The organism is Accumulibacter sp., assembly GCF_016789985.1.
Taxonomy (GTDB): Bacteria; Pseudomonadota; Gammaproteobacteria; order Burkholderiales; family Rhodocyclaceae; genus Accumulibacter.
In genome coordinates this window covers 23,653-32,077 of sequence record NZ_JAEUOL010000049.1, presented here as the reverse complement: position 1 = coordinate 32,077, position 8,425 = coordinate 23,653, and the positions used below count along the sequence as shown (strand labels likewise).

The window sequence follows — 8,425 nt, the reverse complement described above, 5'->3', positions numbered from 1 at the left end:
TGGAGTTGCCCCCATTTGGCGGACCCCCTACTGTTCATCAATAAGGAGTCCGAAATGTCAAAAGCGAAACCGCCATACCCGGCTGAATTCCGTCAACAACCGGTCGAGTTGGTTCATGCTGGACGCAAGCCCAGCGAACTTGCCAAGGAGTTTGGCTGCCATGTCACATCCATTCTGAGCTGGGTTCGTCATTCTGGTGTGAAGGTTGGACCTGCTGGAGCTGCATCAACCCCCTTGAGTGCGACAGAGCGCCAAGAACTGATTGAGCTGCGCCGCAAGCTCAGACCAGTACAGACCGAAAGGGACATCCTGGCAAAGGCTACGGCCTGGTTTGTCAACAACGGCACGCAGACATCCACACCGTCTATGCGCTGATTGCAGCAAACCAGGCCGAACGACCTGTCAAGACCATGTGCCAAACGCTCAACGTCTCGTGCAGCGGCTTTGACGACGGGAGAGGCCGCGCCCCCTCGCGTCGGACCTTGGCCAATCAGGCACTGACACATCGAATCAAAGAGGTGTTCATGGCCAGTGATGAAACTTACGGCATGCCCCGAGTGCGGGCTGAGTTGATCAATGTGGGTGTCGTGGCCAGCCGCAAGCGCCTCGCACGCCTGATGCGCCAAGGACAAATGCGTGGCGTCAGCCGCCGCCGTGACTACGTAGTGACCACAGAAAGAGACAAACGCCAGCGGCCCGCTCCAGATCTGGTCAACCGTGAATTCGTGGCCAGGGGCATCAATGAGCTGTGGGTGGCCGACATGACCTACCTCCCAACCTGGGCCCGATTCATCTACCTGGCTGTGGTGCTTGAGGTGTATAGCCGCAAGGTTGTGGGTTGGGCGTTTGGCGAGCACATGACTGCTGACTTGGTGGGGGCCGCTCTGAACGTGGCTCTGCACACCCGAAAGCCCGGCTCTGTGATCCATCATTCAGATCAGGGCAGCCAATACACCAGCCTGGCATTTGGTAAGCGGTGCAAGGAAATGGGTGTCCGACCGTCCCTGGGCACGGTCGGCGATGCGTACGACAAAGCCATGGCCGAAAGCTTCTTTGCCCGCCTGGAGTGCGAGCTCATTGCACGCCGTGGCTGGAAAACAAAGGCAGAGGCACGCACGGCCGTATTCACATGGATTGAGGCTTGGTACAACCCCCGCCGTCGCCATTCAGCTTTGGGGCAGATCTCCCCCATCAACTTTGAAAGAAAACACCCCCCCATTGACCTCCACACTGACACAATCACCTGAAGTCATCGCTCTCTAAAGAGCCCTCCACTTGTCCGTCAAAACGGGGCAACTCCAGTGGGGCATGGCACAATCTGTCGTACTCGCCCTTGCCCTTGCGTTGACCCCGGTGGCTTTTTCTACAAAGCCTCCGGTTTGCCCGTTTCGCTTCGCCGTCTGCTCCGGTCAAGAGGCGCGTGCCTTTAATGGCGGGGGTCCGAACTCGCGTCGCGTGATCGCTGCGATTCGCCCAACCGGGTCCTGTAGCGGACAGACCCGCAATCGTTGTGGTGACTGGCGTTCCGGGAACGGCTAGGGAGCGGATGGCGCCTCGCCGCCCAGCGCCGCCAGCAGTTCTTCGAGGAGTTGCGCCACTTCGCCGGTCATCAGGGTGAAGTCGATGTCGAAGCGCTCTGCTTCATTCTCTGCCTGGCCTTCGGACTGTTCCTTGAGGAGGTCGAGGAAGGCGAGCCGCTTGATCTGCAAGAGGTCATTGAGCACGAAGGAGATGCGATCGCTCCAGGTCATTGCCAGGCGGGTGACGATCTTGCCGTCGGCGATGTGCTGGCGGATCTCTTCGCCTTCGAGCGGGTGATTGGCGTAGCGCACGGTGGCCTTCTCGGGCGAGCGCAGTTCGAGGTCCTGGTCGAGCGTGAACCCGGCAGGTGCTTCTCCGGCGGCCACCCAGCCGGTCATCGCTGCGGACGGCGATTGCAGCACCTTGACCAGTCTGGCTGGCAGGCTGTCGAGCGACTGGCGCAGATGTTCGAGGAATTCCTCTGCCTTGGCCGGTGAGGCCGTGTCGATCACCAGCCAGCCATTGGCCCGGTCGATCCAGCCGTGTGTCGTGCGACGGCGGATGAAGGCGCGCGGCAGCAGTTCGAGCGTCATCTGCTCCTGAAGCTCGCGCAACTCCCGGCGGCCGACGCGGCGGCCTTCGGCTTCCTCGATTTCCTTCGCCCGATCGCTGGCAAAGCGCTTGACGATTGTCGCCGGCAGCAGTTTCTCTTCGACGCCGAGGGCCAGCAGCCACTGCTGGTTTGCCGAATGGATCAGCGTACCGCCGTCACGTGGGGGTACCCAGCCCATGCTGCGCGGATCGGTGGCGCTGCATCCCTGCAGGGTGAATCGCGCCAGCCGTTCGTCCAGCTCGGTGGCTTCGATCTTCCAGTTTTTCGGCAGGCGATAGAGTTGAAGGTTCTTGAACCACATGGTCGGACCCAAAAAAGGTGGGGATTATAGGCCGGAAAGGGGGAGGGCGATGAGGCCGATGGCGCAGGGCTCGACGGCCCGCCGGGCGGGAACTTCCGAGACGTCACTCGGTGGCGGGGGCGGGCAGACGGCTGTGTTATCATGCACAGTTCTTTCCGTCACCCGTCACTGCCCTGTACCGTGCTCAATTGCGATCTCCACTGCCACTCCACCTGCTCCGACGGTCTCCTGCCGCCGGCCGAGGTGGTGCGTCGCGCCGCTGCAAACGGAGTGGATCTGCTGGCCCTGACCGACCATGATGACCTCGATGGTCTGGATGTGGCGGGTTCGACGGCGAGCCAAGTCGGGGTTACCCTGATAGCCGGCGTCGAGATCTCGATCGAGTGGGAAACGCTGCAGATTCACGTTCTCGGTCTCGGCTTCGACCCTGCCGATCAGGCGCTGAATGACGGTCTGGCCGGTATCCGCGCGGGCCGCATCGAACGCGCGCGGAAAATGGCTGCGGAACTCGACAGGGTCGGCATCGGCGGCTCGTTCGAGGGCGCGATACGCCACGCGGCCAACCCCAACCTGGTCAGTCGCGCCCATTTCGGTCGCTATCTGGTCGAAATCGGCGCCTGCAAGGATCTGCGCAGCGTCTTCGAATCGTATCTGATCCCGGGGCGGCCGGGCTATGTCGATCATCGCTGGGCGACGCTGGCCGATTCGGTACGCTGGATCAGCGATGCCGGCGGGGTGGCGGCGGTCGCCCACCCGGCCCGCTACAAGCTGTCGCGTGGCGACATGCGGCGTTTTCTCGGTGAGTTCAAGGAGCTTGGCGGGCAGGCGATCGAGGTCATGTCGGGCAGTCACACGCCGGAGCATGTCGAGCTTTACGGTCGCCTGGCCAGGGAGTACGGTTTTTTCGCCTCGCGCGGTTCCGATTTCCATGGTCCCGGCGAGAGTTACGTCGATCTGGGTCGACTGCCGCCGCTGCCCGAAGGCCTCAGGCCCGTCTGGCAGCTTTTCTGAGCTGCAGGGCCCATCATGGCGCAGTACATCACGATTCATCCCGACAATCCGCAGCAGCGCTTGCTGCACATGGCCGCCGAGGTGGTGCGCCAGGGCGGGGTGATTGCCTTGCCGACCGATTCGAGCTATGCGCTGGGTTGCCATCTGGGCGACAAGGCCGCCGTTCAGCGCATTCGTAGCCTGCGCGGCGTCGATGAGCGCCACCACCTGACGCTGATGTGCCGCGATCTGTCGCAGATCGGTCAATTCGCGCGGGTCGACAATGCCCGTTACCGGTTGCTCAAGGCAACCACGCCAGGCAGCTACACCTTCATCCTCGAGGGAACGCGCGAGTTGCCGCGGCGCGTGCTGCATCCGAAGCGCAAAACGATCGGTTTGCGCGTGCCGGCGCACGCCGTGACGCTGGCTCTGCTCGAGGCGCTGGGCGAGCCCTTGTTGACCTCCACCCTGATCATCGCCGGCGACGAAGAACCACTGACCGAAGGCTGGGAAATCCGCGATCGGCTGGATGGCCAGCTCGAACTGATCCTCGACGGGGGGCATTGCGGCATCGAGCCGACCACCGTCGTCGATCTGACCACAGTGCTGCCGTTGCTGATTCGCGCCGGTCTTGGCCCGCTGGGGCCGCTTGGCCTGGACTGAGGGCGGCATGGAGGGACTGATCCAGACCATTGCGATCGCCGCCTTGCCGGTGATCCTCGCCATCACCCTGCATGAGGCAGCGCATGGTTACGCGGCGCGCCATTTCGGCGATCCGACCGCCTGGCAGGAGGGGCGGATCACCGCCAATCCGCTCAAGCACATCGATCCGGTCGGCACGATCCTCGTGCCGGCAATCATCCTGCTGCTGTCCACCGGCGGCATCCTGTTTGGCTGGGCCAAGCCGGTACCAGTCAATTTCGGTCGTCTGCGCAATCCCAAGCGCGACATGTTGTGGGTGGCGGCGGCCGGTCCGGCAGCCAACCTGGCCATGCTCTGCTTCTGGGCTGCGCTGATGAAGCTGGCCTGGCTGCTGCCATTGAATTTCTTCAGTCTGCCGATGTCGCGCATGGCCGAGGTCGGCATGTCGGTCAACCTGGTGCTGATGGTGCTCAATCTCTTTCCCCTGCCGCCGCTCGATGGTGGTCGCATTGCCGTCAGCCTGCTGCCGCGCGAGGCGGCGTGGCGCTTTGCGCAACTCGAACGTTTCGGTTTTCCGATCCTGCTGCTCCTCCTGTTTACCGGAGTGCTTGGTTCCTTGCTGACGCCGGTCATGCGACTGGTCGGCGGCCTGGTCGAATTCGTTTTTCAACTTCCTTCCTGAGCGGTCGAAGACAGATCATGTACGCAGAACGAGTCCTCTCCGGGATGCGCCCCACCGGCAGCCTGCATCTGGGTCACTACCACGGTGTCCTGAAAAACTGGGTGAAGCTGCAGCACGAGTATCCCTGCCTCTTCTTCGTCGCCGATTGGCACGCCCTGACCACCCGGTATGATGATCCGCAAGGGATCGTCGAAGCCTCCTGGGACATGGTGGTCGACTGGCTGGCGGCCGGCGTCGATCCGGCGCGGGCGACGCTGTTCATCCAGTCGCAGGTGCCCGAGCATGCCGAGCTGCATCTGCTGTTGTCGATGATGGCCCCACTCGGCTGGCTGGAGCGGGTGCCGACCTACAAGGATCAGCAGGAGAAGCTCGAAAACAAGGATCTGTCCACCTATGGTTTCCTCGGCTATCCTCTGTTGCAGTCGGCCGACATCCTGATCTATCGGGCCGACAAGGTGCCGGTCGGCGAGGACCAGGTGCCGCACATCGAATTTTCGCGCGAGGTGGCGCGGCGTTTCAACCATCTCTATGGGCGCGAGCCGGGCTTCGAGGAGAAGGCCAGGGAGACGGTGCGCAAGCTCGGGTCGAAGCGGGCGCGGCGTTACGAGGAACTGCGCACGTACTACCAGCAGCAGGGTGAACGGCTGGCGATCGAGCGTGCGCATGCGCTGCTCGACGAGGTGCACGACCTGTCGCACGTCGATCGCGAGCGCCTCTGCGGTTACCTTGAGGGTACCGGCAAGATGATCCTGGTCGAGCCGGGTGCCTTGCTCACCGCCGCCTCGCGCATGCCGGGTCTCGACGGCCAGAAGATGTCCAAGTCCTACGGCAACACGATCACACTGCGCGAGGATGCGGCTTCGGTAACCCACAAGCTGCGGCGCATGCCGACCGACCCGGCGCGCATCCGGCGGACGGATCCCGGCGACCCGGAGAACTGCCCGGTCTGGCAGTTGCATCAGGTATACTCGGACGACAACTGTCGGGCCTGGGTGCAGCAGGGCTGCCGCAGCGCCGCCATCGGCTGTCTGGACTGCAAGCAGCCGGTGATCGATGGCATCCTGCGCGAGCAGGCACCGATGCGCGAGCGCGCGCAGCCCTATCTGGACAAGCCGCAACTGGTGCGCGAGATCATCGCCGACGGCAGCGCCAAAGCACGCCACCTTGCCCGCGAAACCATGCGCGACGTGCGCCAGGCGATGGGGCTGGATTACCGCTGAATGCGGCCGTCCGGGTTCGATCCGCGATGAGCGTCTGCGCCATTGTCGAAGCGGACGCGGCCGCGCCGGGAGACGATCCGGTCAGTCCGCTGGCCAGAGTCTACGGCGAGCCGCTGGCGCAACTGCCGCATGACCTCTACATTCCGCCCGACGCGATGGCGGTCATGCTCGATGCCTTCGAGGGTCCGCTCGACCTGCTGCTCTATCTGATCCGCCGGGCCAACGTCAACGTGCTCGACATTCCGATGGCGCCGCTGACCGAACAGTATCTGACCTACGTCGAAGCGATGCGCTCGCAGAACCTGGAGCTGGCGGCCGATTATCTGGTCATGGCGGCGATGCTGATCGAGATCAAGTCGCGGATGCTGTTGCCGCGGCCGAAAGCGCCGGCTGGCGATGAGGCCGAGGACCCACGGGCCGAGCTGGTGCGCCGCCTGATCGAATACGAGCAGATGAAGCGTGCGGCGTACGGGTTGAACGAACTGCCACAGGCCGAGCGCGACTTCGACTGGGTCGAGGTGTGGGTCGAGAAGGCATTGCTGCGGCGTCTGCCGGAGGTCAGCGCGCAGGACTTGCAGAACGCCTGGCGCGGTATCCTCAGACAGGCGAAATTGCACACTCGTCACCTGGTACAGCGCGAGGAGCTCTCGGTGCGCGAGCACATGGGCATCATCCTGCGTCGCTTGCGTGCGGCCGGCGGTTTTGTCGAATTCGTCGACCTTTTCGATCCACGCCTGGGGGCACCGGTGCTGGTCGTACACTTTCTCGCCCTGCTCGAACTGGCGCGCGAGCACCTGCTCGAGATGACGCAGGTGGAGGCTTTTGCTCCGATCTATCTGAGGTTGGCGGATGGACACGGCGATTCCTGATCAGCCTGCGTCGGCAGAGTTGCCGGCCCAGCCGGCCGAGCGCAAGCGGGTGCTCGAAGCGGTGCTGCTGAGTGCCAGGGAGCCCTTGTCGCTGCTCGAATTGCGCCGAGTGTTCAACGACGAAATCGCCAGCGATGTCCTGCGCGTGCTGCTCGACGAGTTGCGCGCCGAGTGGAACGGGCGCTCGCTCGAGCTCCTGCCGGTGGCGAGCGGCTGGCGTTTCCGGACGCGTGCCGAATTCATGCCCTATCTCGAGCGGCTGCATCCGGAAAAACCGCCGCGCTACTCGCGCGCGGTGCTCGAAACGCTGGCGATCATTGCCTATCGCCAGCCGGTGACGCGCGGTGACATCGAGGACATCCGCGGGGTGAGTGTCGCCACGCAGGTGATCCGTGTGCTCGAGGAACGTGGCTGGGTCGATGTCGTCGGCCATCGTGATACCCCGGGACGACCGGCATTGCTCGCCACCACCCGGAAATTCCTCGACGATCTCGGCCTGCGCAGTCTCGCCGAGTTGCCGGAGCTCGAACAGATCAATCCCACCCTGGACCTTGCCGATGCCCAACAACAAACGCCGGCCGCCGGCTGATCCTGCCCGTCCGACACGTTCGCCCTCGACGCGGTCGACCCCGTCGCCCGGCGCGCCGCGCGACCAACGCCCGAGCGACAAGACCGGCGGCGCCGGCGAAGCGCTACGGCGCAGCCGCCACCAGGAGCCGGTTGGCAAGCCGGAGCGCCTGCACAAGCTGCTTGCCAACAGCGGTCTCGGATCGCGCCGTGAGATGGAAGGGCTGATCGTCGCCGGACGCATCATGGTCAATGGTGAGCCGGCGCAAGTCGGTCAGATCGTCAGCCCGGGCGACCGCATCAAGGTCAATGGCAAACTCGTCCCTGTGCGCTTCTCGGACCGTCTGCCGCGCGTCATCCTCTATCACAAGCCGGAAGGGGAGATCGTTTCACGCAACGACCCGCAGCATCGGCCGAACGTGTTCACTTCGCTGCCGCGCATGGCGGCCGGCCGCTGGGTGGCGGTCGGGCGTCTCGACTTCAACACCAGTGGTCTGCTATTGCTGACCACCTCGGGGGATCTTGCCAATCGTCTGATGCACCCACGCTATGAACTGGTGCGCGAGTACGCGGTGCGCATCCTCGGTGATCTGTCGGATGAGGTGCGCCAGCGTCTGCTCGACGGGATCGAACTCGACGACGGGCCAGCGAAGTTCGCCAGTTTTCAGGCGGCGGGCGGTGAGGGAGCCAATCGCTGGTACCGCGTGTCGTTGTTCGAGGGCCGTAACCGCGAGGTGCGGCGCATGTTCGAGGCGGTCGGCGTCGTCGTCAGCCGACTGATGCGCGTGCGTTATGGTCCGTTCGTGCTGCCACCGGCACTCAAGCGCGGCCAGGTGCAGGAGCTGGCCGAACCGGAGGTGAAGCGGCTGCTGACCGACTTCGGCATGGTGCCCGCGGCGTCCGGACGTCCGCCGCGGCGACCGCGCGAAGCCTGAATCATCGAGTTGGCTCGCGAGTCGATTTACCCACGCCGGTTTTTTCGTTACAATCCAAGGGTTTTCCGCTCGCCCCCCAGGGGGC

The 8,425-nt window shown here is 63.9% G+C and carries 9 protein-coding genes; 8 read left to right on the top strand and 1 reads right to left on the bottom strand.

The window, feature by feature from the left end:
* Positions 1–54 precede the first annotated feature (54 nt).
* Positions 55–1,247, top strand: a protein-coding gene (locus tag JNK99_RS02865; protein ID WP_291848338.1) for an IS3 family transposase whose coding sequence is annotated in 2 segments (ribosomal slippage) — positions 55–322 and positions 322–1,247 — 1,194 coding nt in all. Because the reading frame shifts where the segments join, the coding sequence is not laid out codon by codon here.
* Positions 1,248–1,535: 288 nt separating this feature from the next.
* Here the strand turns inward: JNK99_RS02865 and JNK99_RS02860 are convergent.
* Positions 1,536–2,435, bottom strand: coding sequence for a recombination-associated protein RdgC (locus tag JNK99_RS02860; protein WP_291848330.1), 900 nt, complete (start codon positions 2,433–2,435; stop codon positions 1,536–1,538).
* A gap of 141 nt (positions 2,436–2,576) precedes the next feature.
* Between JNK99_RS02860 and JNK99_RS02855 the strand changes: the two genes are divergently transcribed.
* Genes JNK99_RS02855 through JNK99_RS02825 form a run of 7 tightly spaced genes read left to right on the top strand, consistent with a single transcriptional unit; the run spans position 2,577 to position 8,340 of the window.
* Positions 2,577–3,446 carry a 3',5'-nucleoside bisphosphate phosphatase gene (locus JNK99_RS02855; RefSeq protein ID WP_291848327.1) on the top strand — a complete coding sequence of 290 codons (870 nt, stop codon included), beginning with the start codon at positions 2,577–2,579 and terminating at the stop codon, positions 3,444–3,446.
* A gap of 15 nt (positions 3,447–3,461) precedes the next feature.
* Positions 3,462–4,088, top strand: coding sequence for an L-threonylcarbamoyladenylate synthase (locus JNK99_RS02850; RefSeq protein WP_291848323.1), 627 nt, complete (start codon positions 3,462–3,464; stop codon positions 4,086–4,088).
* A 7-nt stretch (positions 4,089–4,095) separates the two neighbouring features.
* Positions 4,096–4,749, top strand: coding sequence for a site-2 protease family protein (locus JNK99_RS02845; RefSeq protein WP_291848320.1), 654 nt, complete (start codon positions 4,096–4,098; stop codon positions 4,747–4,749).
* A gap of 17 nt (positions 4,750–4,766) precedes the next feature.
* Positions 4,767–5,969, top strand: a complete 1,203-nt coding sequence (locus JNK99_RS02840; RefSeq protein WP_291848317.1) for a tryptophan--tRNA ligase — start codon at positions 4,767–4,769, stop codon at positions 5,967–5,969.
* A gap of 26 nt (positions 5,970–5,995) precedes the next feature.
* A complete protein-coding gene (locus JNK99_RS02835; RefSeq protein WP_291848314.1) occupies positions 5,996–6,838 on the top strand; it encodes a ScpA family protein in 843 nt (280 codons plus the stop codon).
* Positions 6,819–7,427 (top strand): SMC-Scp complex subunit ScpB, encoded by a 609-nt coding sequence (gene scpB / locus JNK99_RS02830; RefSeq protein ID WP_291848310.1) that lies wholly within the window; start codon positions 6,819–6,821, stop codon positions 7,425–7,427. The genes JNK99_RS02835 and scpB overlap by 20 nt, the downstream gene beginning before the upstream one ends.
* Positions 7,396–8,340, top strand: coding sequence for a pseudouridine synthase (locus JNK99_RS02825; protein WP_291848307.1), 945 nt, complete (start codon positions 7,396–7,398; stop codon positions 8,338–8,340). The genes scpB and JNK99_RS02825 overlap by 32 nt, the downstream gene beginning before the upstream one ends.
* The last annotated feature ends 85 nt before the right edge of the window (positions 8,341–8,425 follow it).